26 protein-coding genes and 2 riboswitches are annotated in these 26,880 nt (G+C 72.7%); of the genes, 9 read left to right on the top strand and 17 right to left on the bottom strand.

Going from position 1 to position 26,880, the window contains the following annotated elements; all coding sequences use genetic code 11:
• Nucleotides 1-2,148: a trehalase family glycosidase gene (locus AB0K82_RS25160; RefSeq protein ID WP_364401064.1), complete on the top strand. Its 2,148-nt coding sequence runs from the start codon at nucleotides 1-3 to the stop codon at nucleotides 2,146-2,148.
• A 119-nt stretch (nucleotides 2,149-2,267) separates the two neighbouring features.
• Here AB0K82_RS25160 and AB0K82_RS25155 read toward each other — a convergent pair whose 3' ends face one another.
• From AB0K82_RS25155 to AB0K82_RS25115, 9 genes are all read right to left on the bottom strand, one after another.
• Nucleotides 2,268-3,875 carry an isovaleryl-CoA dehydrogenase gene (locus tag AB0K82_RS25155; RefSeq protein ID WP_364401061.1) on the bottom strand — a complete coding sequence of 536 codons (1,608 nt, stop codon included), beginning with the start codon at nucleotides 3,873-3,875 and terminating at the stop codon, nucleotides 2,268-2,270.
• Nucleotides 3,862-4,545, bottom strand: coding sequence for a TetR/AcrR family transcriptional regulator (locus AB0K82_RS25150; RefSeq protein ID WP_364401059.1), 684 nt, complete (start codon nucleotides 4,543-4,545; stop codon nucleotides 3,862-3,864). Before AB0K82_RS25150 ends, AB0K82_RS25155 begins: the two co-directional genes overlap by 14 nt.
• Nucleotides 4,546-4,665: 120 nt before the next feature.
• Nucleotides 4,666-5,283, bottom strand: coding sequence for a hypothetical protein (locus AB0K82_RS25145; protein ID WP_364401056.1), 618 nt, complete (start codon nucleotides 5,281-5,283; stop codon nucleotides 4,666-4,668).
• 142 nt (nucleotides 5,284-5,425) lie between these two features.
• Nucleotides 5,426-6,178, bottom strand: coding sequence for a CHAP domain-containing protein (locus AB0K82_RS25140; protein ID WP_364401053.1), 753 nt, complete (start codon nucleotides 6,176-6,178; stop codon nucleotides 5,426-5,428).
• 12 nt (nucleotides 6,179-6,190) lie between these two features.
• Nucleotides 6,191-6,332, bottom strand: a riboswitch (cyclic di-AMP (ydaO/yuaA leader).
• Between the two features lie 107 nt (nucleotides 6,333-6,439).
• Nucleotides 6,440-6,586, bottom strand: a riboswitch (cyclic di-AMP (ydaO/yuaA leader).
• 461 nt (nucleotides 6,587-7,047) lie between these two features.
• Nucleotides 7,048-7,821, bottom strand: coding sequence for a sirohydrochlorin chelatase (locus AB0K82_RS25135; RefSeq protein WP_364401050.1), 774 nt, complete (start codon nucleotides 7,819-7,821; stop codon nucleotides 7,048-7,050).
• Nucleotides 7,803-8,516 carry a phosphoadenylyl-sulfate reductase gene (locus tag AB0K82_RS25130; RefSeq protein WP_364401047.1) on the bottom strand — a complete coding sequence of 238 codons (714 nt, stop codon included), beginning with the start codon at nucleotides 8,514-8,516 and terminating at the stop codon, nucleotides 7,803-7,805. Before AB0K82_RS25130 ends, AB0K82_RS25135 begins: the two co-directional genes overlap by 19 nt.
• On the bottom strand, nucleotides 8,513-8,689 hold the full coding sequence (locus AB0K82_RS25125) for an Insertion element protein (protein ID WP_364401044.1): 177 nt from the start codon (nucleotides 8,687-8,689) through the stop codon (nucleotides 8,513-8,515). The genes AB0K82_RS25130 and AB0K82_RS25125 overlap by 4 nt, the downstream gene beginning before the upstream one ends.
• Nucleotides 8,686-10,341 carry a nitrite/sulfite reductase gene (locus tag AB0K82_RS25120; RefSeq protein WP_364401043.1) on the bottom strand — a complete coding sequence of 552 codons (1,656 nt, stop codon included), beginning with the start codon at nucleotides 10,339-10,341 and terminating at the stop codon, nucleotides 8,686-8,688. Before AB0K82_RS25120 ends, AB0K82_RS25125 begins: the two co-directional genes overlap by 4 nt.
• 283 nt (nucleotides 10,342-10,624) lie before the next feature.
• On the bottom strand, nucleotides 10,625-10,786 hold the full coding sequence (locus tag AB0K82_RS25115; protein ID WP_364401041.1) for a hypothetical protein: 162 nt from the start codon (nucleotides 10,784-10,786) through the stop codon (nucleotides 10,625-10,627).
• 92 nt (nucleotides 10,787-10,878) lie between these two features.
• Between AB0K82_RS25115 and AB0K82_RS25110 the strand changes: the two genes are divergently transcribed.
• Nucleotides 10,879-11,667: a TIGR03084 family metal-binding protein gene (locus AB0K82_RS25110; RefSeq protein ID WP_364401039.1), complete on the top strand. Its 789-nt coding sequence runs from the start codon at nucleotides 10,879-10,881 to the stop codon at nucleotides 11,665-11,667.
• A gap of 186 nt (nucleotides 11,668-11,853) precedes the next feature.
• A complete protein-coding gene (locus AB0K82_RS25105; RefSeq protein WP_364401036.1) occupies nucleotides 11,854-12,807 on the top strand; it encodes a YihY/virulence factor BrkB family protein in 954 nt (317 codons plus the stop codon).
• A 74-nt stretch (nucleotides 12,808-12,881) separates the two neighbouring features.
• On the opposite strand, the gene AB0K82_RS25100 is transcribed toward AB0K82_RS25105, so the two are convergent.
• From AB0K82_RS25100 to AB0K82_RS25090, 3 genes are all read right to left on the bottom strand, one after another.
• Nucleotides 12,882-14,507, bottom strand: coding sequence for an alkaline phosphatase family protein (locus tag AB0K82_RS25100; protein WP_364401033.1), 1,626 nt, complete (start codon nucleotides 14,505-14,507; stop codon nucleotides 12,882-12,884).
• 220 nt (nucleotides 14,508-14,727) lie between these two features.
• Nucleotides 14,728-15,975, bottom strand: a complete 1,248-nt coding sequence (efeB, locus tag AB0K82_RS25095; protein WP_364401030.1) for an iron uptake transporter deferrochelatase/peroxidase subunit — start codon at nucleotides 15,973-15,975, stop codon at nucleotides 14,728-14,730.
• Nucleotides 15,975-17,132 (bottom strand): EfeM/EfeO family lipoprotein, encoded by a 1,158-nt coding sequence (locus tag AB0K82_RS25090; RefSeq protein ID WP_364401028.1) that lies wholly within the window; start codon nucleotides 17,130-17,132, stop codon nucleotides 15,975-15,977. The genes efeB and AB0K82_RS25090 overlap by 1 nt, the downstream gene beginning before the upstream one ends.
• 428 nt (nucleotides 17,133-17,560) lie before the next feature.
• Here AB0K82_RS25090 and AB0K82_RS25085 point away from each other — a divergent pair, with 428 nt between their 5' ends.
• Both AB0K82_RS25085 and AB0K82_RS25080 read left to right on the top strand, forming a co-directional pair.
• Nucleotides 17,561-18,472 carry a sucrase ferredoxin gene (locus AB0K82_RS25085; protein WP_364401026.1) on the top strand — a complete coding sequence of 304 codons (912 nt, stop codon included), beginning with the start codon at nucleotides 17,561-17,563 and terminating at the stop codon, nucleotides 18,470-18,472.
• 156 nt (nucleotides 18,473-18,628) lie between these two features.
• Nucleotides 18,629-18,925: a WhiB family transcriptional regulator gene (locus AB0K82_RS25080; protein ID WP_289848350.1), complete on the top strand. Its 297-nt coding sequence runs from the start codon at nucleotides 18,629-18,631 to the stop codon at nucleotides 18,923-18,925.
• An 84-nt stretch (nucleotides 18,926-19,009) separates the two neighbouring features.
• Here the strand turns inward: AB0K82_RS25080 and AB0K82_RS25075 are convergent, their stop codons facing one another.
• Both AB0K82_RS25075 and AB0K82_RS25070 read right to left on the bottom strand, forming a co-directional pair.
• On the bottom strand, nucleotides 19,010-19,186 hold the full coding sequence (locus tag AB0K82_RS25075) for a hypothetical protein (RefSeq protein WP_364401023.1): 177 nt from the start codon (nucleotides 19,184-19,186) through the stop codon (nucleotides 19,010-19,012).
• Nucleotides 19,187-19,396: 210 nt separating this feature from the next.
• Nucleotides 19,397-20,044, bottom strand: coding sequence for a phosphoribosyltransferase family protein (locus AB0K82_RS25070; RefSeq protein WP_364401020.1), 648 nt, complete (start codon nucleotides 20,042-20,044; stop codon nucleotides 19,397-19,399).
• Between the two features lie 281 nt (nucleotides 20,045-20,325).
• Between AB0K82_RS25070 and AB0K82_RS25065 the strand changes: the two genes are divergently transcribed.
• The gene (locus tag AB0K82_RS25065) at nucleotides 20,326-20,787 is read left to right on the top strand and encodes a hypothetical protein (RefSeq protein ID WP_364401017.1); all 462 of its coding nucleotides are present in this window, start codon (nucleotides 20,326-20,328) and stop codon (nucleotides 20,785-20,787) included.
• Nucleotides 20,788-20,812: 25 nt separating this feature from the next.
• Here AB0K82_RS25065 and AB0K82_RS25060 read toward each other — a convergent pair whose 3' ends face one another.
• The 3 genes from AB0K82_RS25060 to AB0K82_RS25050 form a co-directional block, all read right to left on the bottom strand.
• Nucleotides 20,813-21,655: a TauD/TfdA family dioxygenase gene (locus AB0K82_RS25060; protein ID WP_364401014.1), complete on the bottom strand. Its 843-nt coding sequence runs from the start codon at nucleotides 21,653-21,655 to the stop codon at nucleotides 20,813-20,815.
• Nucleotides 21,656-21,805: 150 nt separating this feature from the next.
• Nucleotides 21,806-23,353: a glycerol-3-phosphate dehydrogenase/oxidase gene (locus tag AB0K82_RS25055; protein WP_364401012.1), complete on the bottom strand. Its 1,548-nt coding sequence runs from the start codon at nucleotides 23,351-23,353 to the stop codon at nucleotides 21,806-21,808.
• The gene (locus AB0K82_RS25050) at nucleotides 23,350-23,934 is read right to left on the bottom strand and encodes a TetR/AcrR family transcriptional regulator (protein ID WP_364401010.1); all 585 of its coding nucleotides are present in this window, start codon (nucleotides 23,932-23,934) and stop codon (nucleotides 23,350-23,352) included. The genes AB0K82_RS25055 and AB0K82_RS25050 overlap by 4 nt, the downstream gene beginning before the upstream one ends.
• 55 nt (nucleotides 23,935-23,989) lie before the next feature.
• On the opposite strand from AB0K82_RS25050, the gene AB0K82_RS25045 reads away from it, so the two are divergent.
• From AB0K82_RS25045 to AB0K82_RS25035, 3 genes are all read left to right on the top strand, one after another.
• The gene (locus AB0K82_RS25045; protein WP_364401246.1) at nucleotides 23,990-25,558 is read left to right on the top strand and encodes an FAD-binding oxidoreductase; all 1,569 of its coding nucleotides are present in this window, start codon (nucleotides 23,990-23,992) and stop codon (nucleotides 25,556-25,558) included.
• Between the two features lie 131 nt (nucleotides 25,559-25,689).
• Entirely contained in the window at nucleotides 25,690-26,577 is an 888-nt protein-coding gene (locus AB0K82_RS25040; protein WP_364401009.1) for a YegS/Rv2252/BmrU family lipid kinase, read from the top strand.
• Between the two features lie 70 nt (nucleotides 26,578-26,647).
• A partial coding sequence (locus AB0K82_RS25035; protein WP_364401008.1) for a hypothetical protein occupies nucleotides 26,648-26,880 on the top strand: 233 nt, incomplete at its 3' end.

Raw genomic sequence — 26,880 nt, 5'->3', positions numbered from 1 at the left:
ATGCGTCGATCGCTGCACGCCCTGGCCGGGCTCTCGCTCGGCTCGGCCCTCGTCATCACCGGCCTGCCCGCCGCGCAGGCCGCGCCGCCGCCCGCCGGGCCCACCGGGTACGCCGACGTGCTCGACCTGCGCGGCGTCCCCGCGACCGCCCTGCCCGCCGACGTCAGCGACATCAACGTGTTCGCCGACCAGGGCGCGTGGCACGCCTACGCGCTGCCGAAGGACCCCTCCACGTACGGCGCGTTCTCCGGGCCGATGTACATCGCGCAGGAGTACCCGTGGTGGCTGAGCAAGGCGTTCTCCCGCATCCGGCTGCGGGAGAACGGCCGGGACATCGACCTGGCCGCCGCGAAGAAGCCGGTGCTGACCGCGCTGCCGGGCCTGCTGCGCCAGTCGTACGACCTGCCCGGGCTGCGCCTCACCCTGGAGCTGCGGTTCGGCGGCGACCGTAGCGCGCTCGTGCGGGCGTACCTGGAGAACACCGGCACCACCGCGCGCACGCTGGAGGTCGGCTGGAGCGGCGCGCTGCTGCGGCCGGACACCGAGCCGATGCGCGGCGCCCCGTCGCTGCGCGCCACCGGCCAGGGCGTCGCCGTCGACTTCGCTAAGGTCCGGAAGGTCTGGGACTACCTCACCGACGGCACCGAGCGGTTCGAGGTCGTGCACGCCGAGCCGGTCCGCACCACGGTCACCGGCGACTCGTACGACACCGAGCTGGCCAGTCCGCGGACCGTCGCGCCGCACCGCACCACCGCGCTGACCTGGACCGAGACCTACACCTTCACCGCGGCGGAGCGGGACCGGGAGCTGCCGGTCGTGCGCGACCTGCTGCGCCGGCCGGAGCAGGCCGTCGCCCGGGGCGACGCGCGCTGGCGCGGCTACGTCACCGCCGCGACCCGGGGCGTGCCCGCCGACCGGCGCCGGGCCCTGGTCAAGTCGGTCGAGACGCTGATCACCAACTGGCGCGGCGCGGCCGGGATGCTCAAGCACGACGGCGTCACCCCGTCGATCACCTACAAGTGGTTCACCGGCGGGCTCTGGGCCTGGGACACCTGGAAGCAGGCGGTCGGCACCGCCCGGTTCGCGCCCGCGCTCGCCGAGTCGCAGATCCGGTCGATGTTCGACTATCAGGTCCGCCCCGACTCGCCGACCCGCCCGCAGGACGCCGGGATGATCCCCGACTGCGTCTTCTACAACGACCCGGCGCGCGGCGGCGGCAACTGGAACGAGCGCAACTCCAAACCGCCGCTGGCCGCCTGGGCGGTCTGGGAGGTGTACCAGGCGAACGGCGACACCGCGTTCCTCAAGGAGATGTACCCGAAGCTGGTCGCCTACCACGACTGGTGGTACCGCGACCGGGACCACGACCACGACGGCCTGGCCGAGTACGGCGCCACCGTCGACCCGGCCAACGACAGCACCGAGGAACGGCGGCAGGCGGCGGCCTGGGAGAGCGGCATGGACAACGCCCCGCGCTTCGACGCCGCGCTCGGCACGACCGTGGTGGACAACCGCGACGCGAACGGCCGCCTGGTCGGCTACTCGCTCAACCAGGAGTCGGTCGACCTGAACTCCTACCTCGTCGCCGAGAAGGGCTACCTGGCGGCCATCGCCGCGCGGCTCGGGCACCGGGCGGACGCCGCGCGGTACACCGCGCAGGCACGGACGCTGGCCGCGACCATCCGGGCCAAGATGTACGACCCGGCGACCGGCTTCTTCTACGACACCGACCTGGCCACCGGCCGGCGGCTCGTCGATCGGGGCCGGGGCATCGAGGGCGCCGTCCCGCTGTGGGCCGGGGTCGCCGACGGCGCCGAGGCGGCGCGGGTCCGGGCCAGGCTGACCGACCCGGCGGAGTTCGCCACGAAGGTGCCGTTCCCGACGGTGGCCAAGAGCTCGCCGTACTTCGCCGCGCACGAGTACTGGCGCGGGCCGGTCTGGCTCGACCAGGCGTACTTCGCGCTGACCGGCCTGCGCCGGTACGGCTACGGCAGGGACGCGGCGACCGCGGCGGACCGGCTGTGGCGGTCGGCCGGCGGCCTGCTCGGCGACGGTCCGATCATGGAGAACTACGACCCGCTGACCGGAGAGCCGCTGAACTCCACCAACTTCAGCTGGTCGGCGGCGCTGCTGCCCGGCATCGCCTGAGCGGGATCGGCCGGTGAGATCACGGGCCCGCGGCCTCGGCCGGCCGCGGGCCCGCGCACGTCCGCCGCGAGCGACTCCGGTTCCGCGGCACCGGCCTTCGAAGCCGCGGGCGGCCGGAGTCAGCCGATCTTCGGGCGGGCCCGTTCGACGATCGCGGCGAAGTCGACGCCGGCCGGCAGCGTTCCGAACGCCCGGCCCCAGTCGCCGTCCAGGCGGGAGGCGCAGAAGGCGTCGGCGACCGCCGGGTGACCGTGCCGGACCAGCAGCGAACCCTGCAGCACCAGGGCGAGGCGCTCCACGATCCGCCGGGCGCGCAGCTCGATCGTCGCGACGTCGGCGAGTGAGTCCTTGACCTCCCGCACGGCGGCGTCCAGCCGGGCGTCCGCGCCCGAGGCCAGGCCGACCTCGTCGAAGAACGTCTCGACGGTCTCCGGCTCCTTGACCATGGCGCGGAGCACGTCGAGCGCCGAGACGTTCCCCGAGCCCTCCCAGATCCCGTTGAGCGGCGACTCGCGGAACAGCCGCGGCATGCCGGAGTCCTCGACGTAGCCGTTGCCGCCGAGGCACTCCAGGGCCTCCGCGGCGTGGGCGGGCCAGCGTTTGCAGACCCAGTACTTGCTCACGGCGAGCCCGAGCCGCTTGAACGCGGTCTCGCCCCGGTCGGTCGCCCCCGCCAGGCGGAGCATCAGCACGGTCGCCGCCTCGGACTCGACGGCCAGGTCGGCCAGGACGTTGCGCATCAGCGGCTGGTCGATGAGGTACCGGCCGAAGGCCTGCCGGTGCGCGGCGTGGTGGGCGGCCTGGATGAGGCCCTCGCGCATCCCGGCGGCTGCGCCGACGACGCAGTCGAGCCGGGTCATGTTGACCATCTCGATGATGGTGCGGACGCCCCGCCCCTCGTCGCCGACGCGCCAGGCCACCGCCTCCTCGTACTCGACCTCGGCGGACGCGTTCGAATGGTTGCCCAGCTTGTCCTTGAGCCGCTGCAGGCGGATGGCGTTGCGGGTGCCGTCGGGCAGCACGCGGGGCAGCAGGAAACAGGTGAGGCCCTCCGGCGCCTGCGCGAGGACGAGGAACACGTCGCACATCGGCGCGCTCGTGAACCACTTGTGGCCGGTCAGCAGGTACGTGCCGTCGGGCTGCGGCACCGCCCGCGTCGTGTTCGCCCGGACGTCGGAGCCGCCCTGCTTCTCCGTCATCGACATGCCGGCGAGAATGCCGCGCTTGTCCGCCGGGGTCCGCAGCCCGAAGTCGTAGGTGTCGGACGTCAGCAGCGGCTCGTACCGCCGGGCCAGCTCGGGCGCGTGGCGCAGCGCAGGTACGGCGGCGTAGGTCATCGAGATCGGGCAGCCGTGACCGGCGTCGACCCGCCAGACGTAGAACTTGGCCGCGCGGGCGACGTGTGCCCCGGACCGTTCGGTCCAGGCGCGGGCGTGCAGCCCGTGGCCGACGGCGACCCGCATCAGCTCGTGCCAGGCCGGGTGGAACTCCACCTCGTCGATGCGCCGGCCGTACCGGTCGTGGGTCCGCAGCACCGGCGGGTGCTCGTTGGCGAGCCGGCCCCATTCCCGGGCCTGCTCGGTGCCGGCCAGCCGGCCCAGCTCGTGGACGGCCTCGGCCGCCCAGCCACCGCCCTCCCGGAAGATCCCGTCGAGAAGAGCCGGATCGTCGGCCACGTCGTGGCCGATGAGCGGGGGGACCTGGTTGAAGACCTCATGTGTTGTCACTGACCGCTCCGATGCTGCGCTGGGCGAACGAGATGAGATTGGAGATCAGGCCGGCCCGGACCCGGTCGCGCGCCGCCGCGTCCGTCCGGGTCGGCAGGGCCGGGGCGGCGGGCGGACACGCGTCGGCGGGCTGTGCCGCGCCGACCGCGAGGGGGCCGACGAGGGCCTCGCCGATGGCGCCGACGAGCGCGGCGGCGCTGACCTCGACGTCCTGGTCGGGGAGTTCGCCGGCGGCGATGCCGCGGCCGATGAGTCCAGCGAGGACGGCGGCGTACGCCCGGCGGAAGACCAGCCGCTCGGCGTCGACGGCGGGGTCCACCGGCTCGGCGAGAAGCGCGTACGCCATGCGGGGGGCGCGCAGGGCCCGGCCCGCGAACGTCTCGATCACCGCCGCGACGCTCTCGGCCGCCGGCCGTGCCGGCGACGCGGCGCGCGCGAACGCGTCCACCTCGCGCTGCGAGGCCACCCGGAACACCTCGGCGACCAGCTCGGACTTCGACGGGAAGTGGCGGTAGACGCTGCCGGTCGCCACCCCCGCCCGCCGGGCGACGGCGGCGATCGAACATCCGGCGTAGCCCCGCTCAGCCACGACGGCCAGCGCGGCGGCGCGGATGCGTTCCCGCGAGGCGCTGAGCCGGGCCTCGACGCGGGGCGTGCGGCGGTACGGCACACAAGGATTGAACCTCAGTTCACTCCTTCCCGGCAAGCCTTGTCACCGGAGACGAAAGAACGGCGCGGGATCCCGAGAGGGGATCCCGCGCCGTCCGGCCGGCAGGCGAGGGGGAGCGGGTTACGCCTTGCCGGTGGCTGTGTCGTAGCCGGTGCCGGAGTGGCGGTAGACGCCACCCTTGCCCAGCTCCAGCACCTGGAACTTGATGGTGATGGAGTTCGACGCGGTGCCGGTGAGGTGCTGCATCATCTTCTCCGACAGGTCGATGAGCGCCGGCGGGTTGTGCTGGGCGACCGCCCACTCCGCCGGGCCGAAGTCCTCGACGACTCCGATCTCGCTCTTGCCGTTGTAGGTGATCTTCACCTTCGTGCCGAGCGGCCAGTACGGGCTGGCGATCGTGTGGTACGACATCGGCTTGCCCGATGCCGTCGAGGGGTCCCAGAAGGACGTGGCGGTGGAGACGCCACCCGGCAGGGCCGCCGCCTTGGCGTCCTTCTTGGTGTCCTTCTTGGGGTCCTTGTCCTTCTTGACCGCCACGAGCATCCGGTCCTGGGCGGCGCTGTCGACGCGCTTCTCGGCCTGCGCCTGCTGCGAGGTCTTCGCGGGGGCGCTCTGCGCCTGCGGCGCCGACGCCGCCTCCGAGGTGCCGCCGTAGGCGAGGGCGGTGGTCACGCCGCCGCCGGCGAGAGCGACACCGGCGGCGATACCGGCGATGGCCTTGGTCGAGAACCTGATCATCGCTTTCCTTTCGGGGGCATGGGGGGATGAGGGCATGGGGGTACCGGGGGAGGGGTGAGGAGAGATCCCGGGAACGGCCCGGGAAGGGAGGTCGGCACGTGCCGCGTCGCCGACGGCGGCACGGCACGCGTCGACGGGTGAATTACTGCGGGTACTCCGGGTAGCCGTAGCCCACGACGGTGGAGGTGTTACGCGTCCGGACCTTCACGGCGTCGTCCGTGTTGCCCTCGACGGTCTGGATCGTTCCGTCGCCGTTGTCCTTGATGACCAGGCCCACGTGATCGATGTTGTCGACGCCGCTGCCGTTCCAGGAGAAGAAGACGACCGCGCCGGGCTTGGGAGTGGTGCCCCAGCGGCCCTGCGAGATGAACCACTTGGCGTGGGAGGGGGTGAACGCGTCACCGCCCATGCCCTTGACGCCGAGCTGGTCGCCGACCCAGGTGACGAACATGTCGCACCAGGAGGCGTTGGCGTAGTCGTTGACCGACCCGCCGTCGCGCGCGGCGCCGGCCTTGGCGTACGGGGTGGTCATGAACCACTGGTTGAACTTGCTGCCGCCGCCCGCGTTCTCGGTCGTGCCGACCTGGGACATGGCGAGCTTCACGACGTCCGCCGCGGTGGGCACCCTCTTCGCCTTCTGCTCGGCGACGGTGTGCACCTTGACGTGCGGGTTGTCGTTCACCGGGCGGGCGTGCTTCGCCTTACCCGTACCAGGTGCGGGTACCTGACCAGCCTGGTGGGCGGCGGGACGGGACGCGGTGGGGGTCTGCGCGGAGACGGCGGGCGCGGCGGTGGCGACGGCCATCGCGGCCGCGCCGGCGGTCACGGCACCGGCGACGAGGCCGGTGAGGCACTTCTTCGGTGCAAAGCGGGGTTTGGCGTGTCGAGGGGACACGGGGGGTACTCCTTCGGCTTCCATGCCGCTTACCGGGTTAGCTGACGGGTTCGGGCGTGGAAGCTGCCCTACGGCACGAGAGATGTGCCGATTCACCCCGGGACTTCTTGTGGGTCCCCGGTTCCGCGAGGTGCGGATTCAGCGGGTCGCCCGCTTGCGCGGGCGGCACGAACAAAGAGACAGGGTCTGGTCGTACGGTCCCAGGGGTAGGGACGACGACCAGGTATTCAGATCAGGGAGGACTCGCGGACGAGGTTCCGAAACTCCTTACTTCCAGACGCCTACCGGGTTAGCTGACGGGTTCGGGCGTGGAAGTCGCCCTACGGCACGACAGGTGTACCGATTCACCCCGGGACTTCGTGTGGGTCCCCGGCTCCGTGATCTTCACGGACTCGACGTTGCCGCTCCCGCATCCAAATGGATCAAGGGGTTCTCCACGGGAGTGGCGTGATATTGGATATGAATCATCCCGGCTCTGTACGGAGGCCCTCGCACGCTTCTTCGCGCCGCGCCGTCTGCGCTGGTGGGCCGGCCGTCGCCGGCGGGTTTCCGGGAGGCGCATGGGGGGCGTCCGCCGGACTTAGGCGAACATAGCACGCGAATACCGACGGGCCAAATACCCAGATTTGCGACATGGCTCACATGATCCATTGGAATACATGATCTTATTGCCGCCATGGCCTGCCGTGATCAATTTACGGATAAGGAAAAAGAATCACGAAGCCTGGAAATGATCATAATTGCGGACGGGCCGAAAAGCCTTACGGCATAGGGCGTCGCGGCCAGTCGAAGAAGATCGCTCAGCCCGCCGTTCCGGCCGGCCGGCGGAGATGCCGGGCCGGTGTTCCGGCCGGCCGGAGGAAGGTCGCTCAGCCCGCGGCCGCGACGAGGTCGGCCCGGACGAGGGCCTCGCGATAGCGCTGGGCGGCGATCTCCGCCAGCTCGGGGGCGGCGCCCAGGGCCGGTGAGACGGCCACGGCGCCCGCCGCCAGGGACTCGTCCCGTACCTTGTCCGCGAAGAAGCCCGGGGCCAGGAAGTACGACGCCACCACCACACGCCGCGCCCCCGCGGCGTACAGCGCGCGTACGGCCTCGGGGGGCGTGGGACGGGCCGCGGAGGCGTACGCGGGGACGACGGCGCGCCAGCCGCCCCAGTCGCGCGCCATCCGGTCGATCGTCGCGTTCGCCGCCGGATCGCTGGAGCCGGCCGCGGCGAGCACCACGGCCGTCTCCGGGTCGGGCCGGACGCCCACCTCGGCGAGCCGCCGTTCCAGGGCGCCCGTCATCAGCGGGTGGGGGCCGAGCGTGGCGCCGTAGTGCAGCGCCAGCCGCGGGTGGGCCGCCCGGGCCTCCCGCAGCGCGCCGGGGATGTCGGTCTTGCTGTGATAGGCGGCCGTGAGCAGAAGAGGGAGCACGACGGCCTCGTCGGCCCCCTCTCCGACGAGACCACCGAGCGCCTGCCCCGGTGCCGGGGGAGCGTGGTCGAGATAGGAGGTCACGACCCGCACCCCCGAGGAACGACGTACAAGATCGAGAAGTTCCTCGACCGTCGCCGCCGCACGTGGATCACGGCTCCCGTGGGCCACCGCGACCAGGGGGACCGCCGCCCGGCTGCTCCGAGGTCTCACAGGTTGATGCCGCATTCGGTCTTTCCGGTGCCGGCCCAGCGTCCGCTGCGCGGGTCCTCGCCCGGCGCGACCCGCTTGGTGCAGGGCTCGCAGCCGATGGAGGGGTACCCGTCGTACTGCAGCGGGTTCACCAGGATGCCGTGCCTCTCGATGTAGCCGTACAGGTCGGCCTGGCTCCAGCGGGCGAGGGGGTTGACCTTGACCTTGCCGCGCGCGGCGTTCCACTCGACCACGCGCGCGCCGCGCCGGTGCGAGGTCTCCTCGCGCCGGATCCCCGTGATCCACGCGAGGTACGGCTCGAGGGCGCGGTTCAGCGGCTCGACCTTGCGCAGGTGGCAGCACAGGTCCGGGTTCCGGCCGTACAGCCGGGGCCCGAGGTCGCGCTCCTGCTCGGCGACGGTACGCGAGGGGGTGACGTTCACGACGTTCACCGGGTAGACGGCCTCGACCGCGTCGCGGGTGCCGACCGTCTCGGCGAAGTGGTACCCCGTGTCGACGAACAGCACGTCGATGCCGGGGCGGACCTTGGAAGCGAGGTCCACCAGCACGGCGTCCTTCATGGACGACGTCACGCAGATCCGGTCGCCGAACGTCGCGATCGACCAGCGGATGACCTCTTCGGCGGAGGCGTCCTCCAGGGCGTCCGCCGCCGACTCGACGATGTCGGTGAGGTCGAGCGCCGCGGTGGGGCGTTCGAACAGGAGCGTCATGCCGAGCCCTCCCCTCGGGGAGCACCCGCCGAGCTGAGCGCGCCGAGCCCGACGAAGCGGAGCCGGAAGGCCCGCGTGCAGGCACGGCAGTGCCAGCCGCCGTCGCTCTCGTACGGCTCCAGGTCCTCGTCTCCGCAGTAGGGGCAGTAGAAGGGGACGGCTCGTTCGGTCACTTCAGGTCACCTTCTTCCGCACGCTGCACCCACGCGGCGAAGGACTCGCCGTCGGCCTTGTTCTCCTGGAACCTGCGCAGCACCCTCTCCACGTAGTCGGGCAGTTCCTCGGCGGTGGTCTTCAGGCCCCGGATCTTCTTGCCGAACTCCCCGCCGATCGAGCCGCCCAGGTGGACCTGGAAGCCCTCGACCTGGTCGCCGTTCGCGTCGGTGACCAACTGGCCCTTCAAGCCGATGTCGGCGGTCTGGATGCGGGCGCAGGAGTTCGGGCAGCCGTTGATGTTGATCGTCAGCGGCTCGTCGAAGTCCGGCAGGCGCCGCTCCAGCTCCTCGATCAGATCCATGCCGCGCCGCTTGGTCTCGACGATGGCGAGCTTGCAGTACTCGATGCCGGTGCAGGCCATCGTCTGGCGGCGGAACGTCGACGGGCGGACCCGCAGGTCGTGGGCCTCCAGCTCGGCGGCCAGCTCCTCGGTCCGCTCCTCCGGAACGTCCAGGATGACCATCTTCTGCTCGGTCGTCGTGCGCACCCGGCCGGAGCCGTACTCCTCGGCCAGGTCCGCGATGACGCGGAGGATGTCGCCGTCGACCCGGCCGACCTTCGGCGCGAAGCCGACGTAGTACCGGCCGTCGCGCTGCCGGTGGATGCCCACGTGGTCCCGGCGCTGGTCCCGCGGTCCGCCGGGCGCGGGGCCGTCCGCGAGGGCGTACCCGAGGTACTCCTTCTCCAGGACCTCGCGGAACCGCTCCGGGCCCCAGTCGTTCATCAGGAACTTGAGCCGGGCGCGGTGCCGGAGCCGGCGGTAGCCGTAGTCGCGGAAGATCCCGGTGATGCCCGCCCAGACCTCGTGGACCTGGTCCGGCCGGACGAACGCGCCCAGCCGCTTGGCGAACATCGGGTTCGTGGACAGACCACCGCCCGCCCAGAGGTCGTAGCCGGCCTCGCCCTCGTCATTGACCACGCCGACGAACGCGATGTCGTTGATCTCGTGGATCGTGCACTGGGCCGTGCAGCCGGACAGCGCCGTCTTGAACTTCCGCGGCAGGTTGGAGAAGTCCGGGTGGCCGATGTACCGGTCGTGGATGTCGCGGAGCTGCGGCGTCGCGTCGATGACCTCGTCCGCGTCGATCCCGGCGAGCGGGCAGCCGAGGATGACCCGCGGCGTGTCGCCGCAGGCCTCGGTGGTGTGCAGCCCGACCGCCTCCAGGGCCTCCCAGATGGCCGGGACGTTCTCGATCTCGACCCAGTGCAGCTGGATGTTCTGCCGGTCGGTGATGTCCGCGGTGCCACGGGCGTACTTCGACGACACGTCGGCGATCGTCCGGAGCTGGTCGAGGTTCAGCTGGCCGCCGTCGATGCGGACGCGCAGCATGAAGTAGCGGTCGTCGAGCTCCTCGGGCTCGAGGACCGCCGTCTTGCCGCCGTCGATGCCGGGCCGGCGCTGCGTGTACAGGCCGTACCAGCGGAACCGGCCCCGCAGGTCCGCGGGGTCGATGGAGTCGAAGCCGCCCTTGGCGTAGACGTCGATGATGCGACGGCGGACGTTCAGGCCGTCGTCGTTCTTCTTGTTCTCTTCGTTCTTGTTGAGCGGTTCACGGTAGCCCAGGGCCCACTGGCCCTCGCCTCGTTTCCGCTGCAGACGGGATGGCATCGTGCGCGTCCTCCGTGGTCGTGGGGGACGCGAAGCACGCCGGCAGATCGCACTGCTGGCTCAACGCTGAGCTTTGGGGAATGACACCGGCATACCGCGCGCCCTTGAGGCAGTGGCGGTGGTCAGGTGTCAGCGACAGATGGCGCTGCCCACGCGGAGAAAGTCGACGTGCCGGCGCATAACCAGCAACGGATCCGCAGCAGCCATGTATCGATGATGACATGTGGTTCGATGACTGTCCAACCATGTCCGAAATGCGGACGGGCGTCGCATTGGTCGGATCTCAGCCCTGTCGGAGCCAGTTGACGCCCGGCTCGGGGCCCTCGCCGGCCTCGGGCCGCTGCTCCTCGGGGCCGTCGGACTCGGGCGGCAGGTGCTGGCAGTCGCACCACGTGCCGCCCCGGCACTCGTCGTGCCGTCGCTCACGACACGCTTCGCAGATCACGTGTCCATTGTGCCCACTCAGAGCCTGTTCACCGCCCCGCCGGGAGTCGCGCGTACGGACTGGACCGAACATCGTTCTGTACGCTGGGGCCCGTGGCCGTGGCGCTGGATCAACTGCTGACCGACCTGGGTGCTGAGACGGGCGACCTCGAGCGCCTCCTTGGACCGGAGGTGTGGGACCTGCCGACCCCAGCGGCGGGCTGGACCGTGCGCGACCAGGTGACCCACCTGGCCTGGTTCGACGAGGCCGCCGTGCGCGCCGTGACCGACCCCGACGCCTTCCGCGCGGAGGTCCGCCGGCTGGTCGAGGAGGGCTTCGACACGGACCGGATCGTCGCGGAACGGCGGTCCATGCCCGGCGGCGAGGTCCTGGACTGGTTCCGCACGGCCCGCGGCCGGATGATCGACGCCCTGACCGCCCTGGATCCGAAGGCGCGGATCCCCTGGTACGGCCCCGACATGGGGGCGGCCTCGTTCACCACCGCCCGCCTGATGGAGACGTGGGCGCACGGCCAGGACGTGGCCGACGCCGTCAACGTCCGGCGCGAGCCGACCGACCGGCTCCGGCACGTCGCCCAGATCGGCGTGCGGACCCTGCGGTGGAGCTTCATCGTCCACGGCCGGCCGGCGCCGCAGGCGCCCGTACGGGTGGAGCTCACCCTCCCTGGCGGCGGTGCCTGGGCCGCCGGGCCGGAGGAGGCCGCGGACGTCGTACGCGGCCCGGCGCTCGACTTCTGCCTGCTCGTCACGCAACGACGGAACCGGGCCGACGTGAACCTCGCGGTCGCCGGGCCGGTCGCGGAGGAGTGGATGGAGATCGCGCAGGCGTTCGCCGGACCGCCCGGCACCGGTCGGCCGCCGGCCGGTTCGCCCAAGATGTGATGATCGTCACATCTGTCTGATGCGTCCGCCGCGCCGACCGGGTCATCTCATGGGGGAGCCTTCGATTCTCCGCTCCGGACGGGGATCCCGGCCCCCGACGCGGGGCCGCGGCGACCGGCCGAAGGCGACCGGCGAGATGAGCGTCATGCCGCGTACCGGTTCCGCGAGCCCCTACGGTAGATCGTCATGACCACCGCCTCCGATGCTTCGACGGGCGTCGCCGGGCCGTCTGCCGTGGCACGGATGCGCTCCGCCGTATGGCAGGTCGTCCGCGGCACCACCCTGTCGGCGTTCCGCTACCGGGTGACCGGGCTGGCCGCGGAGGCGGCGTTCTTCACGCTCCTGTCGCTGCCGCCCCTGGCGCTCGGCCTGATCGGGCTGATCGGGCACTTCCGCAACCTGTTCGGTGCCACGACGGTCAGGGAGACCCGCGACTGGGTCCTGGACCGGGCCCAGACCGTGCTCACGGAGCAGACCGTCAAGTCCGTCGTCGAGCCCCTCCTCGACGAGGTGCTGCGCGGCGGCAAGGTGGGGATCGTCTCGGTGAGCTTCCTGATCTCGCTGTGGGCCGGCTCCCGCGCGCTGAACGTCTACGTCGACACGATCACGATCGCGCACGGCCTGTCCGGCGTGCGTGGCGTGATCCGTACCCGCCTGCGGGCGTTCTTCCTCTACATCGCGGGGCTAGGCGTCGGGCTGATCGTCATCCCCGTCCTGGTCGCCGGGCCGACGCTGGTGCTGCACTGGGTGCCGGCCGGCGCCGTGGTCGTGCGTCTCCTCTACTGGCCGATCCTCGTCATCGTCGCGGTCATCTTCCTGGCGCTGCTCTACCACCTGAGCGTCCCCGTGCGGACGGCCTGGTGGCGGGAGGTGCCCGGCGGGATCACCGCCCTGGCCATCTGGGGGCTCGGCAGCCTCGTGCTGCGGCTCTACCTGGACGGCTCGACGACGGCCGTGTCGGTGTACGGGTCGCTGGGCGCGGCCATCGCCGTGCTCGCCTGGCTGTACGTCACCGCGCTGGCCGTCCTGATCGGCGCGGCGCTGAACGCCGAGGTCGACAAGCTCTGGCCCGGGGAGTTCACCTCGCGCGCCCGCCTGGAGGACGAGGCCCCCGCCCCCGCCCCCGGCCGCGAGCCCTGACGGCCTCCGCCCGGACATGGCGGAAGCCCCCGCCGAGGCGGGGGCTTCCGGGGTGGTGGACTCGAGACGTCCGCTCAGCCGGAGACCGGGGCGCCGGTCTTCGGGTCGAGGATCAGACGGTTCGCGCGGGGGCGGTGGAAGTCGAACATGCCGCCCAGGCTGCCGGCCCGCTGGTCGAACGACGCGTCACCGATCCGGCCGACGCCCCAGTTGTCCTCGATGAACTTCAGCACCGACGTCTGCTCGGTGTAGTGGTGGTCGACGTGGTTGACCTTCGAGTACGGCGAGATGACGAGGAGCGGCAGGCGCTGGCTCGGACCGCAGCGGTCCTGGTAGCCGCCGGCCACCTTGGCCTTGCCGCACAGCGTCGTGTCCTGCGCGGCGTCCGCCGAACCGTTGAGGATCCGCGGGGCCTTGTGGTCGTACCAGCCGTCGGAGTCGTCGTAGGCGATGACGACCGCGGTGGACTTCCACTCCGGCGACTGCTGGAGCTTGTTGATCGTGTTCACGTAGAACTGCTGCTCGTCCAGCGGGTCGGAGTAGCCCGCGTGGCCGTCCTGGTAGTTGGCGGCCTTGAGGAAGCTGACGGCGGGCAGGTTGCCGGCCTTCAGCGCCGCGTCGAAGTCGGCCAGGTCGTACTGGTGGTTGGCCTGATCGGTGTGGCCGATCGCCGCGACCGAGGACGGCGGCAGGTGCTTCTCGTTCGCCGTCGACTTGTAGTACTGGAACGGCTCGTGGTGCGGGTTGTAGTCGGTCTGGGTGATCCCGCCGACGTTCTTGTGCGTCGAGCCGCAGACGGCGTACCCATTGGCCGTGCCGGTGGGCCGGAAGCCGCCCTGGAACCAACCCCAGGTGACCTTCTTCTCGTTCAGCAGGTCACCGAGGTTCCTGCCGGTCATCACGGCCAGGTTGTTCTTGGACGTGTGGTTGTTGCCCGAGCAGTCGTCGAACGCCGGGTCCGGATCGTTGATCATCGTGCCGACGCCGTCCTTGTCCGGCGACTGCACGACGTAGGAGTCGCTGACCTTGTTGTGGGTCACCGGGTCGACGGCGTAGACCCCGTGCGTCTGGCCGGAGACGAGGTTGATCGCCCCGGGGGAGGACGGGCCGAAGACCGTGTCCCACGAGTTGTCGCTCATCGCGTAGTTCTGCGCGTAGTTCCACAGCGCGGTGACGGTGTTGCCGTCGTAGTAGTCCATCACCAGGCCGGGCTCGCCGAACAGCGGGGGCTGCCCGGTGCACTTGTCCTTCTCGGTGTACTCGACGAACTTGTCCATCTTGCCGCCGTTGACGGCCTTCTGCTCGGCCCCGTACCCGTGGTCCTGGTCGCAGGTCAGCGGCTGCTCATGGGTGAGCCGCTTCGGGTCGTACTGGTTCGGGTTGTTCTTGAGCAGCTTCTTCGTCAGCCCGTCGACGCGAGGCGTGTGCCGCTTCGCGGTGAACTTCGTGCCGTCCGTGTTCGCGGCCTTCGGGTACGTGCCGAAGTAGTGGTCGAAGGAGATGTTCTCGCCGAAGAGCACGACGACGTGCTGGATCGGCGTGGCGGTGCGGACCTGCGTCTCGGCCGCGGTCAGCGAGGCGGGCTCCTGTCGCCCGCCGCTCGCCCAGTTCGGCACCGTGGCCAGCGCGAGCGCTCCGGCCGCGGCCACCGATCCGGCGATCAGCGCGGACCGTCGGCCCTTCCACTTTCCGGGACCCATCCTGTTGCCTCCTGAAGTTGTGAAACACCGGTCCTCCGACGGAGTCCCGGCTCAGCCGGGATCCCATCGAGCCGCGACGACGATCACGCTGACGTACGGTGACGCCCAGGTGAACAGGGCGCCATGGAAGCTTCAAATCTCTTTGGGCGATCTTTATCTGATCTCGGGGCCGTCTGTCCCGTCAATGACCGATTTTGACCACTGTGGGGCCGGTGGGGGATCAGCTCAGGAGGGCGCGGGCGAAGAAGTCACTCGTATCGCGGACGCCGGGCAGCGCGAAGAAGTAGCCGCCGCCGAACGGCCGGATGTAGTCGGTGAGCGGCTCGTCCGTCAGCCGGCCCTGCACCGCCTCGAACTGCCGGGCGATGTCCTGCTGGTAGCAGCTGAAGATCAGCCCCATGTCGAGGTCGCCGACCGCGTCCACGCCCCGGTCGTAGTTGAAGCTGCGGCGCAGGATCCGGCTGTCGGCGGTCTGCGGCGTCCGCGGGTTGGCCATCCGGATGTGGCTCGTCAGCGGGATGACCTTGCCGATCGGGTCGTCGGCGTACCGGGGCTCGTCGAACTCGTGGTTCCCGTCGAGGGGGGCGCCGGTGTCCCGCGCCCGGCCGAACATCTGCTCCTGCTCGGTCAGCCCCACTCGGTCCCAGAACTCCACGAGCATCCGGATGAGCCGGATCACCACGTACGAGCCGCCCGCCGTCCACGCCGGCTCCGGCGCGCTCCGGCCATGGCCGGTCGTACCGGGGGCGGCCCAGACGAGTCGGTTCATCTCCCGGGCGTCCGTCACGTCGGGACTCGCGATGCCGTCCTTGAAGCCCATGAGGTTGCGCGGCGTGCCGCTGGGCCGCGGCGGGCTGGAGAAACCGTTGATCCGCCACCGCACCTGCATGGCGCCGCGCGTGTGCCGGGCGACGTCGCGCAGCGCGTGCACGACCGTGTCCTCGTCGTCCGCGGACAGTTGCACGCTCAGGTCGCCGTGGCACCAGGCGGGGTCGAGCGAGTCATTGGGGAAGGTGCGCATCGGCGTCAGGCCGGGCGGCCGCCGGGCCGCCAGCCCGTACCGGTCGTCGAACAGGGACGCGCCGACGCCGACGGTCATCATGAGCCCGGCGCCGGGCACGTCGGGGCCGAGCACCCCGGAGTCGGCGGGCGGCGCGCTGATCCCGGCGTCGACGGGCGTGCCGCCGGCGGTGAGCGCGCGGGCGCGGTCGGTGAGGCCGCGGAACAGTTCGGTCAGCTCGCGGCGGCCCTCGGCGACGACGTCGAACGACACGACGACGGTCCGCCGCCTGGCCGGTTCGAGGATGCCGGCCTGGTGCGCCCCGTGAAAGGAGCGCGCCGCGGCCCGGCCGGAAGGAGCGGCTCCGGCGGCGGCCCCGGCCGCACCGGCGGCGGAGGGGCCGGCGACGGCACCGGCCACGCCGGCGGCCAGGGCGCCGCGCAGGAAGGATCGGCGGTCGGAGGGCATCATCCCGCTCCCTGGGGGCGACGTCGGGGCGCGCAGATCGTGGCGATCGGGGCGAGGCGTTCGAGCAGTTCTCCCGCCGCGCCGTTGAGGCGCTCGCGGTCGGCGCGCGAGAGCACGTCGACCGACGAACGCCCCTTCAGCAGGGCGGCCATCCGGTCCATCGAGGCGTCGACCCCGGCCAGGCCCGCGTAACGGGGGCGCAGCAGCGGGCGGAGCAGGTCGACGAGCTCCCGGGTGCCCTCGAGGTTGGCGGTTGCGGTCCGCAGCGTCGTGCCGCTGCCCTGGTCGGCCTCGCCGGTGAGCTGGAACTGCAGGGTGTTCTCCAGGATCTCGTGCGCGCGCAGCGGCAGGTCGCCGGGTTCCATGCGCTCGTCGGGCCACGCGGACCGCAGGGCGCGGACGTCACGGGCGAGACGGTCGGCGACGCGGGTCAGCGAGGCGGCGGACTCGCCGTGCCACAGGCCGTACTCCACGCGGTGGAACCCGGTGAAGCCCGGGTCGCGCACACCGGCGGGCAACCCCGCGGGGAGGCCGTCGATCCGGCCGTCGAAGTCGCCGAACGTGCCGTACGCCGCCCCGAGCCGCTCGTAGGCCAGGTGCGCCGGCGTCCAGGCGGTCCGCGCCGCGTCGAGATCACCGTCGTCGACGGCGGACCGCAGGGCGTCGGTCCGGGCGACCAGGCGGTCGAGGCCGGTGGAGACGTACGCCTGATAGGCGCGCGCCGGCGCGTACAGGTCGTTCTCGGAGACCGGGACGATCCCCGGTGTGCCGCCTCCGGGGCCGGTGATCCGTGTCACGGGCCCCGTGACCGGGTCGCCGGGCCCGTCCTGCGCGCAGCGGAAGGCGTACGAGCCCGGGCCGAGGGTGATCCGCAGCATGCGGACGGTCCCGGGGCCGACCCCCTCCAGTTCGGCGTAGACCGCGCCGTTGCCGGGGTCGATGAGGGTGACGTTCGTCGACGTGTTGCCGTTGTTGCGCAGCGGCAGGTCCTGCCGGCCCGATCGCAGCGGAACCCGCCCGGTGCCGCAGCCGGAGGCGCCGGCCTCGATCGCGGGCGCCTCCGATGCCGCCTTCGGCGCGGGACGCGTGCCGTCGCCGGCCATGGCGAGCAGCAGGGCCGCACCCGTCGCACCCGCTGCGAGCGCCGGCAAGCGCATCACGAACTCCATCGGTTCTTCGGAGGGCGCGGCGCGCGGCCGTCCCTGGTCGGCGGTCACCGGCCGCGCCGGCGCGTTGATCGTCGGGCGGCGGCCCCCGACACTCTAGACGCCACGGAGTGCGCCGACGCCCCGGCGGCCCGGCGGCGGGGGGGGGCGGGCGCGCGGTGTAGGTGGGGGGTCAGGGGCCGCGCCGGCGGTTTTGTCGTCGGGCGGCGGCCCCCCACACTCTCCCCGCCACGGTGTGCGCCGACGCCCGGGATCCCGGGCGTCGGTGGGCTCCGCGCAGCTGTTCAAGTCCGTGTAACCGGGGCTTTACCGGGGTCTTCTCGATCCATTGCGCACGGAGCCGGCCGATTGGAGTTAGGTTAGTCTCACCTAATAAGGTGGCGCGACCATTTCCGACCAGCCGATCGACAGGGGACCCCTTGGCGGACCACCGCTGCGCACACTGTCCGGGCAGTCACACGGGGCAGCGCCCGTGCCTGGCCAGCGCCACCACCGGAGCGCGCTCGTGGCTGCTCATCGAGCATCCCGGGCCGTGGGCCGAGTACGTCGAGGACGGCGACCTGCCGGGACCGGTCGCCGACGCGCTCCGCCGGGCCGGGCGGCACGGCGTGCGCCCCCAGTTCATCCGGGCCCCTCGCCGGCGGCGCCGGACTCCTCCACTGTGGGTCTACACCGGATTCTCCGGCGACACCGCCCCGGACGGCCGGCCCGTGACGCCCTGGCTGGAGGGCCGGGAGCTCGCCGACCCGGCCGAACTGGCCGATCTCGACCTCGCGGCCGTGGCGGCCGGGCGGCCACCCGGCCTCGGCCGGCCGGTGGCGGGTCCGCTCCTGCTCGTCTGCGCCCACGGCCGCCGGAACGCCTGCTGCGCGCGGACCGGTGCGCCGCTGGCCCGCGCCCTGCGCGAGCGCTTCGGATCACAAGTGTGGGAAACCACACATGTGGGCGGCGACCGCTACGCCGCCAACCTCGTCTGCCTGCCGCACGGCCTGTACTACGGCGACATGGACGAACGGCGCGCGGTGGCCGCCGTGACCGCGTACCACGGCGGAGAGGTCGTGCTCGACCGCTACCGCGGACGGGCCGGCCTTCCCGAGCCGGTGCAGGCCGCCGAGCACTTCGTGCGGGCGCACACCGGGATCCTCGCGGTGGACGGCGTCACGGTGGAGTCGATGGTCGCCGACACCGCCGTTGTACGTGCCGGCCAGGAGAGATACCGCGTCCAGGTGGAGCGGGCGGACCCCGGCCCGTGCGGCGCGGGATGTTCGGAGAACCTCGCCACGTATGTTAAAAGGGGGATGGCCCTTCTCAACGGGGCGGCCCTCGTGTAGCCTCTCCGAGGCCCTATTCGCCGTTCCCGTGGGGACACGGCGGCTCTCGGGGAACATCACGGCGCTTCAAGACGTTGCAAGATTTTGCGCGCTTCTTACTGCTGTAGCGCCCGTGACCGAAATTTGCTCACCAGCAAGCTACGAGGTGGTAGTTCTATGGCTCAGGTACGTCGGCAGGCAAACCTCCCCCGTCCCAGCTGGGGCTGGCAGGACGCTGCCGAGTGCCGGGGGGAGGACCTCATCCTGTTCTTCGGCCCCGACGGAGAGCGTCAGCCGGAGCGTGAGATCCGCGAGCGTAAGGCCAAGGCCGTGTGCATGCGCTGCCCCGTGCGCAACGAGTGTCTTGACTACGCCGTCTCCCGGCCCGAGAAGTACGGCACGTGGGGCGGCCTGAACGAAGACGAGCGCGCGTCCGAGCGTCGCCGTCGCATGCGTCGCGCCAACGCCGCGTAGCGTTCCCTCCGCTGCCTGCGGTTGCGCGACCCCGGCCCGGGGATTCCGGGCGGAACGACGTAAGCGTCGAGCAATCCAGAATGTTCACCCCTTCACCTGGCGGGTGATCCGATCTTCCGCGAGCCGGGCGACCTCATCGAGGGCGCCCGGCTTCGGCGATCGCCGACCCGCGCCAGGCATCACCACGATCGCCGTCTCGGTCGTCGTCCGCGCGGTCGCCCGCTCGTTCGGCGACAGCGCTCTCAGGTCGCGTCCGCCCACGATCAAACAGTGTAGGCGCACGTACGACCGCTGGAGCCTGCCGTGATGCCCGGGCGTCCGCTGCGGTGCACCACCGCGGCGGCGCCGTCCGGGCGCGTGCCCGCCGTGACCAGCGCCGCGGCCGCTCCGGCGCAGGCCCGGAACAGGCCCACGGGACGTGTTCTCAGCCACCCCGCGGCGGCCGCGGAAGGACGTTCGGCGGGCGGGCCTTCACAGCAGCCGTCGCACGTCGTCGTCGGACAACTGGTCGAAGCGCACATACCACTGGCCCACGGCGCGGAACGTCCAGGGGGCGGCCAGCACCACGATCTCGTCGGCGTCTCCGCCGAGCGCCTTCACCGTCTGCGCGGCTCCGACCGGCACCGCGAGCACGACCCGCCTGGGCTCGCCCGCCCGGACGGCCGCGAGCGCGGCCCGCGCCGTACCTCCCGTGGCGAGGCCGTCGTCGACCACCACGACGTCCCGGTCCTTGACGGACGGCAGCGCCCGATCCCCCCGGTACGCCGTGACCCGGCGCGCCAGTTCGGCCCGCTCACGTCGTACGGTCTCCTCCACGTCCGCGCGGGTCAGTCCCACGCGGTGCATCAGGTCGGGATCGAAGACCGGCTCCCCGTCCTCGGCGATCGCGCCGACGCCCAGCTCCGGCTGGCCGGGACAGCCGATCTTCCGCGTCACGAGCACCTCGAGCCGCGCGTCCAGACGGCGCGCGATCTCCCGGCCGACCGGTACGCCGCCACGGGGCAGGGCGAGGACGAGCGGGTCGACGAGCCGCAGCGGCACGAGCTCCTCCGCGAGCAGGCGTCCGGCCTCGGCCCGGTCGGTGAAAGGCAGCCGCACTCCCTGACGGCTCCAACCCACGACGACCACCTCGCACGGATGAGGGGCCTTTCTTCCCAAAGCCCTACCCACAACGGACAGGCGCATCCGGCCGTTCGGCGGTTCCTCCCGTCCCGACGGCCCGAGGACGGCCGTCACCGTCCCGGCCGCCCGAGGACGGTCGTCGGCCGCCTCGGCGCCCCGGTGACTTCACCCGAGGCGCCCCCTCCGTCCGGATCGCGAGGCATCCCGCGCCCACGCCGGCCGGGCGCTCATGGCGTGGCGTCCTCGCCAGTCACCCGGCGGCGTCCTACCGTGACGCTGTGATCGCGATGGAGCCCGTCCCCGCATGGTGCCTGGTCAACGGCGAGTGGACCGAGCGCGAGGACCCGGTGATGGCGGCGTGCGACCCGCAGGGCGGCGACGTGGACGCCGCGATGGCCGGGCTTGGCTTCGAGGCCTGGTGCCGGATCGGCGATGAGGGGTTCGCCGCGACGCCGTTGACGCTGACGGTCTACTCCCGCGAGAAGCCGCCCCTGCAGTTCCTGCTGCAACTGGAGGGGAACGCCGGGAACGTCGTCGAGCACGTCTTCGCCGAGACCCTCCCCGACGCGATGAACCTGCTGGCGGCCTGGGCGCCGGTGGCCCAGGCCGGCGCCCTGGCCGAGCTGGTCCGGCGGCTGGCGGCCGAGGACGGTGAGCTGTCGCCCGCGCTGCGGCCCCGCCCCGCGCCGCCCCGGCCGTTCGCGACCGGAGCGACGCACGCGACGGCGGTGGAGTCCTGATCCCGGACCTGCCGCCGGACCGGCCCTAGGCCGACCGGGGACCCTTCGGGACGCCGTCGTCGATCTCCGCCGGAGCGTTGATCGTGACACGGTGCATCTTGCGGCGCTGGGTGTAGTCGGCGACCGCGTAGTGCTGGGTGGGCCGGTTGTCCCAGAAGGCCAGCGTGCCGACCCGCCACTTCAGCCGCACTTGGAACTCCGGTGACCGGACGACGTCCTGGAGCAGCGGCAGGAGCGCCTCGTTCTCCCGGTCGTCCAGGCCGACGAGGCGGGTCGTCGAGCTGCGGTTGACGAACAGCGCCTTGCGGCCGGTCTCCGGGTGGACGCGCACGACCGGGTGCCGGACGGGCGGCCACTTGCGCTGCATCTCCGCCAGGTCGAGCCGGTGGCCCTTCGCGATGGCCTTCGTCACCGACATGGTCAGGTCGTGCTCGGCCTCGAGCTCGTCGCACAGCCGCTGGATCGACCGGGGCAGCGACTCGTAGGCCAGGTACATGTTGGCCCAGTTGGTGTCGCCGCCGACGTCGGGCAGGATCACGGCGCGCAGCAGCGACCCCATCGGGGGCACCCTCATGAAGGTGTTGTCGCTGTGCCAGGAGTCCCCGCCCTCGCCCTTGGGATCCTTCTGGTCCAGGATGTGGATGGCGCTGGTCGACGTCTTCATCGGCGGCTCGTTCAGCGTGCCGAACCGCTCGGCGAAGGCCAGGTGCTGCTCGTCGGTGATCTCCTGGTCGCGGAAGAACAGGACCAGGTGGTCGAGCAGGCCCCGGCGGATCTCCGCGACCTCCTCCTCCGACGGCGGTTTTCGCAGGTCGAGTCCTGTCACCTCGGCGCCGATGTGCCGTGTTACGGGGTGGAATTCGATCATGTCGGTGGCCCTCCGTCGGTGCACCGCGCAGCAAAACAAGCAATCGCTAGGTTGCCACGTTTCGACATGCCTGGCCACCCCTCGGAGCGGTACAACCGCGTGACCGGTGCGGCACCCGCGGCGGTCCGGTCCCGCCTCCAGGCCGCGCGGTCAGCGGGGGCCGGTCGCGGTGGGGAGGTGGGCCAGGGCCCGGCGGGCGGCGGGAAGGGCGGCCTGCCGGTCGGTGGAGACGAGACCGACGCGGGTACGGCGGTCGAGGAGGTCGGACTCGTCGAGGGCGCCCTCGTGGAGGACCGCCCAGACCAGTTCGGCGCCGATGGTGGCCGACCCCGGCGTCACCGGCTCGGCGAGCGAGGGGTCCGCCGCCGCGAGGGCCGCGACGGCGGTCGCCTCGGCGCCGTACCGCCGTACGAGGCGCGGCGGCGCGGTCAGCCGGCCGAGCTCCGGTGCGGCGCCGACCAGCGGCAGCCGGGTCGTCCGGCACGGCCCGGCCGGGAGCCCGCGCCCCTCGATCGCCGCGTCGACCGCGTCCTGGGCCATCCGGCGGTAGGTCGTGAGCTTGCCGCCGACGACCGTGACCACGCCGTTCCGGCCGGTCAGCACCGCGTGCCGCCGCGACAGGTCGGCGGTCCGGCCGCCGGGGCCGTCGAGCAGCGGGCGGAGCCCGGCGAACGCGCCCACGACGTCGGCGCGGCGCACGGGGACCTCGAGCGCGGAGTCGACGACGTCGAGCAGGAAGCCGATCTCGGCCTCCGTCGGCCGCGGCACGTCCGGGACCGGGCCGTCCGCGGGCTCGTCCGTCAGGCCGACGTACACCCGGCCGTCGTCCTGAGGCAGGACGAGGGCGAACCGCCCGGTCGTTCCCGGGATCGGCAGGTGCAGCCCGGCGAGCGGCACGCCCAGCGTGTCGGCGCGCAGCACGAGGTGGGTGCCGCGCGAGGGCCGCAGCCGGATGCCGTCGGCGAGCCCGCCGGCCCATACCCCGGTCGCGTTGATGACGGCGCGGGCCCGGATGACGTGCTCCGCGCCGGTCAGCTCGTCCCGGACGTCCGCGCCGTCGCCGTACAGGGCGGCGGCCCGGCAGCGGGTGATGATCCGGGCGCCGTGCGCGGCCGCCGTCCGCGCGATCGCCGTCACGAGACGGGCGTCGTCGGCGAGCTGGCCGTCCCAGGACAGGATCCCGCCGCGCAGGCCGTACGAGCGCAGCGCCGGCACCAGCCGGAGCGTCTCCACCGCGGACAGGCGGCGCGGCCGGGGCAGGACGGCGCGGCGGGTGTGGGCGCTGAGCCGGAGCAGGTCGCCGGCCCGTACCCCGGCCATGGACAGGGTCGCCGCCGACCCCGACACCAGTGGCGTCAGCGGCAGCACGAACGGCAGCGCGCGTACGAGGTGCGGGGCGGTGCGCGCCATGAGCACCCCCCGCTCGACCGCGCTCTCGTGCGCGACGCCGAGCTGTCCGGAGGCCAGGTAGCGCAGGCCACCGTGCACGAGCTTCGAGCTCCAGCGGGACGTGCCGAAGGCGAGGTCGTGCGCGTCGACGGCGGCCACGGACAGGCCGCGCGAGGCCGCGTCGAGCGCGACGCCCGCGCCGGTCGCCCCGAGCCCGACGACCAGGACGTCGACGACCTCGCCCGCGGCGAGCGCGGCCAGGTCACGGGCCCGCCGGGCGGCGTTCAGGGAGGAGTCCGGCGGCGTCATGGCGCGAGGTACCGGTCGAGGATCTGCCGCAGCTCGTCGTCGAAGGCATCCGGCGACAGGGCCGGGACGCCGTCGGCGACGATGTGCCCGGACATCGCGAAGGACTGCACGACGAGCAGGACGGCGCGGGCCTGCCGCGCCGGGTCGCCGGCGCGGATCGTGCCGTCGCGGTGGCCGGCGCGCAGGGTCTTCTCGAAGGCGCGCAGCATCGTGTCCTGGGTGGTGCCGCGCCGCTGGAGGAGGTACGGCAGGAGGACCTCGGGGTCGACCTCCAGGATCTTGTGGAACAGCGGGTGCCCGCGGAGCGCGGCGACGCCCGCGACGAGCGCCTCGACCGCCTGTGGCCGGACCGGCGCGCCGTCACCGGGCGGGGTGACGCGGGCGACCACGTCGGCCCACTCCCGGGTCATCAGGTCGGCGACCAGCGTGCGCACGTCCGGCCAGCGCCGGTAGATCGTCATGCGGGACACGCCGGCGCGCCGCGCGACGTCGGTGAGCGTCGTGCGCCGCACCCCGACGGCGAGGACGCAGTCACGGGCGGCGTCGAGCACCGCGTCCTTCTTGTGACGAATAGACGTCATGTGTAACAGTGTAAATCTCGTCGCCATCCGCAGGAAGGGAGGGGCCGTGCCGAGGATGCGCTGGGACGGCTGGGGTGATCCGGACCGGGCCACGCCGCTGCCCGCCTCCGTCGTCGGGCTGCTGCGGGAGCTGCTCGGCGTGCGGGCGGATCCCGCGCCGCCGGTGCGGCTCGAGGAGATGACCCCGCCCGCGCCGAACCCCGCCGTACGCGTCCTGGCGGAGGTCGTCGGCCCCGACTGGGTGGTGAGCGACGACGAGACGCGGATCCGGCACACCCGCGGGAAGTCCACGCCGGACCTGCTGCGCCTCCGCGCGGGTGACGCGAGCGCGGCCCCGGATGCCGTCGTGCTCCCCGCCGATCATGAGCAGGTCCTGGCGGTTCTGGAGCGGTGCTCGCGCGAGCGCGTCGCGGTCGTCCCCTTCGGCGGCGGCACGTCGGTCGTCGGCGGCCTCACCGCGGCGGGGGAGGGGTTCGACGGGGTCGTCGCGCTCGACCTGCGCCGCCTGGACCGGATCACCGCGCTCGACACCGTGTCGCGGACGGCCACCCTCCAGGCGGGCCTGCGCGCCCCGCGTGTCGAGGCGCTGCTGGCCGAGCGCGGGTTCACGCTCGGCCACTATCCCCAGTCGTACGAGTGGGCGACCATCGGCGGGTTCGCCGCGACGCGGTCCTCCGGTCAGGCGTCGGCGGGCTACGGCCGCTTCGACGAGATGGTGGCCGGCCTGACCGTCGCCACACCGCGCGGCACCCTGACGCTCGGCCGGGCCCCGAGGTCCGCGGCCGGCCCCGACCTGCGCGAGCTGGTGCTCGGCTCCGAGGGCGCCTTCGGCGTCATCACGGACGTGACCGCGCGGGTCCGCCCGCTGCCGCAGACGCGCCGGTACGAGGGCTGGCGGTTCCCCGCGTTCGCCGAGGGCACCGCCGCCGTACGGGCGCTGGCCCAGGACGGGCCCCTGCCGACCGTGCTCCGGCTGTCCGACGAGACCGAGACGATGATCGGCCTCGCCCGGCCCGACGAGATCGGCGAGGCGCGCGGCGACGGCTGTCTGGCGGTCTGCGGGTACGAAGGCCGCCGGGAGGACGTGGCGGCGCGCCGCGCCGCCACGCATGCCGTCCTGACCGCGCACGGCGGGGAGCCGCTGGGCGACGCGCCGGGGGAGAGCTGGGCCGCCGGCCGGTTCTCCGCGCCGTACCTCCGTGACGCGCTCCTCGACGTGGGGGCATTCGCCGAGACGCTGGAGACCGCCGCGTTCTGGTCGGTGCTGCCGCGCCTCGCCGAGGACGTGCGGCGGACGCTGTCCCGCGAGCTGCCGTCCTCCCTGGTGATGTGTCACATCTCGCACGTCTACCGGGACGGGGCCTCCCTGTACTTCACCGTGGTCACCGCGCAGGGCGACGACCCCTTGGGACGGTGGCGGCACGCCAAGGCCGCCGTCGGCGACGCGATCATCGAGGCCGGCGGCACGATCACCCACCATCACGGCGTCGGGACCGACCACCGTGACCGGCTCGCCGACGAGATCGGCCCGCTCGGCGTCGACGTCCTGCGCGCGGTCAAGGACCGGCTCGACCCGGCCGGCATCCTCAATCCCGGCGTGCTCGTCCCGCCCGCCGCCGGATGACCCGTACGATCCGGCGGAGGACGTGGCACCGCCGGAGCCACGCGGAAGGGACGCCGGAGGCCCGGCGGCCCGTTCCGTGCGCGTTTCCCGGCGGAGCCGGACTCGCGGTACTGGAAGAAAGGGTGCTGAGGATGCGTTCGTTCACCGCCGTGGTGAACCCGGCCGCGGGCGGCGACGCGGCCGCCCGGCTCATCCCGCTCGCGCGGCTGCTGCGCGAGGCCGGCGCGGAGATGACCGTGGAGTACAGCCGCAGCCTCGAGCACGCGGCCGAACTCGCGCGCACCGCGGCCGACAAGGGCCACACGGTGATCGCGGCGGGCGGCGACGGCATGGTCGGCGGGCTGGCCGGGGCCCTCGCCGGCACGGACGGCGTGCTCGGCATCCTGCCGGCGGGCCGGGGCAACGACTTCGCCCGCCAGCTCGGGCTGCCGGAGGAGCCGGACCGGCTCGCCGCCCTGCTGCTGGAGGCCGAGCCGAGGCGGATCGACGCGATCGAGGTGACCTCGCCGGGCGGCGGGTCGCGCGTCGTCGCGGGCAGCGTGTACGCCGGGGTGGACTCGGTCGCCAACGTCCACATCAACCGGCTCACCCGGCTGCCCGGTCCGCTCGCCTACTACCTGGGCCCGCTGCGCGCGATCGCGACCTGGCGCCCGGTCTCCTATCGCGTCACCGTGGACGGCGAGCTCCACGAGGAGCGCGGCTACACGGTCGTCGTCGCGAACTCCGGGTTCTACGGCTACGGCCTGCACATCGCGCCGGACGCGGCGGTCGACGACGGGCTCCTCGACGTCGTCATCATCCGGCACGCGCCGAAACGGCTGTTCTTCGCCGTCATGCGGGAGCTGCCGCGGGGCACGCACGTCGACCGCCCGGTGGTCGAGGTGCTGCGGGGCCGGGAGGTGCGGGTCGAGGCCGACCGGGAGATCCCGTACGGCGCCGACGGCGAGCTGCTCGGGGTGCTGCCGGCGACGGCGCGCGTGCTGCCCGGCGCGCTGAACGTGATCGCCGATCCGGTCTGACACTTGGCGCGCGGTTTACCGGTCCCAGAAGAGGGCGGCGGTACGTTCCCGGTGTGCGGGGGCGATCACTGTGAAACACGCGCTGGCCGCGGTGGCGGGCATCGCGGTGGGCCTGCCGGTGCTGGCGGCCCTGGCGCCCAGGCCGGAGGGGCGGCCCGCCGGGGGACTGCCGGCCCGGTACGTCCCGTGGGCCCACGTCGGGCACCGGTTCCCGAGGACGTTCGCGGAGGGGCCGGCGGAGCACCGGCCCGCACGGCAGCCCGCCTCGTCCGGTCCCGGCCGGCCGCAGCCGGCCCCGTCCGC

Origin of the sequence: Actinoallomurus sp. NPDC052274, from assembly GCF_040679475.1 — a bacterium.
Taxonomy (GTDB): Bacteria; Actinomycetota; Actinomycetes; order Streptosporangiales; family Streptosporangiaceae; genus Actinoallomurus; species Actinoallomurus liliacearum.
Note: the sequence above shows the minus strand (reverse complement) of the source record. Positions and strands in the feature narration are given on the sequence as shown.

What these genes read in the sequence shown, in the direction of transcription:
- AB0K82_RS25120 (WP_364401043.1), bottom strand. Translation starts at nt 10,341, where the DNA reads ATGCCATCCCGTCTGCAGCGGAAACGAGGCGAGGGCCAGTGGGCCCTG.
- AB0K82_RS25145 (WP_364401056.1), bottom strand. Translation starts at nt 5,283, where the DNA reads ATGATCAGGTTCTCGACCAAGGCCATCGCCGGTATCGCCGCCGGTGTC.
- efeB (WP_364401030.1), bottom strand. Translation starts at nt 15,975, where the DNA reads ATGCCCTCCGACCGCCGATCCTTCCTGCGCGGCGCCCTGGCCGCCGGC.
- AB0K82_RS25090 (WP_364401028.1), bottom strand. Translation starts at nt 17,132, where the DNA reads ATGCGCTTGCCGGCGCTCGCAGCGGGTGCGACGGGTGCGGCCCTGCTG.
- AB0K82_RS25160 (WP_364401064.1), top strand. Translation starts at nt 1, where the DNA reads ATGCGTCGATCGCTGCACGCCCTGGCCGGGCTCTCGCTCGGCTCGGCC.
- AB0K82_RS25100 (WP_364401033.1), bottom strand. Translation starts at nt 14,507, where the DNA reads ATGGGTCCCGGAAAGTGGAAGGGCCGACGGTCCGCGCTGATCGCCGGA.
- AB0K82_RS25080 (WP_289848350.1), top strand. Translation starts at nt 18,629, where the DNA reads ATGGCTCAGGTACGTCGGCAGGCAAACCTCCCCCGTCCCAGCTGGGGC.
- AB0K82_RS25045 (WP_364401246.1), top strand. Translation starts at nt 23,990, where the DNA reads ATGCGCTGGGACGGCTGGGGTGATCCGGACCGGGCCACGCCGCTGCCC.
- AB0K82_RS25040 (WP_364401009.1), top strand. Translation starts at nt 25,690, where the DNA reads ATGCGTTCGTTCACCGCCGTGGTGAACCCGGCCGCGGGCGGCGACGCG.
- AB0K82_RS25130 (WP_364401047.1), bottom strand. Translation starts at nt 8,516, where the DNA reads ATGACGCTCCTGTTCGAACGCCCCACCGCGGCGCTCGACCTCACCGAC.
- AB0K82_RS25135 (WP_364401050.1), bottom strand. Translation starts at nt 7,821, where the DNA reads ATGCGGCATCAACCTGTGAGACCTCGGAGCAGCCGGGCGGCGGTCCCC.
- AB0K82_RS25105 (WP_364401036.1), top strand. Translation starts at nt 11,854, where the DNA reads ATGACCACCGCCTCCGATGCTTCGACGGGCGTCGCCGGGCCGTCTGCC.
- AB0K82_RS25055 (WP_364401012.1), bottom strand. Translation starts at nt 23,353, where the DNA reads ATGACGCCGCCGGACTCCTCCCTGAACGCCGCCCGGCGGGCCCGTGAC.
- AB0K82_RS25060 (WP_364401014.1), bottom strand. Translation starts at nt 21,655, where the DNA reads ATGATCGAATTCCACCCCGTAACACGGCACATCGGCGCCGAGGTGACA.
- AB0K82_RS25050 (WP_364401010.1), bottom strand. Translation starts at nt 23,934, where the DNA reads ATGACGTCTATTCGTCACAAGAAGGACGCGGTGCTCGACGCCGCCCGT.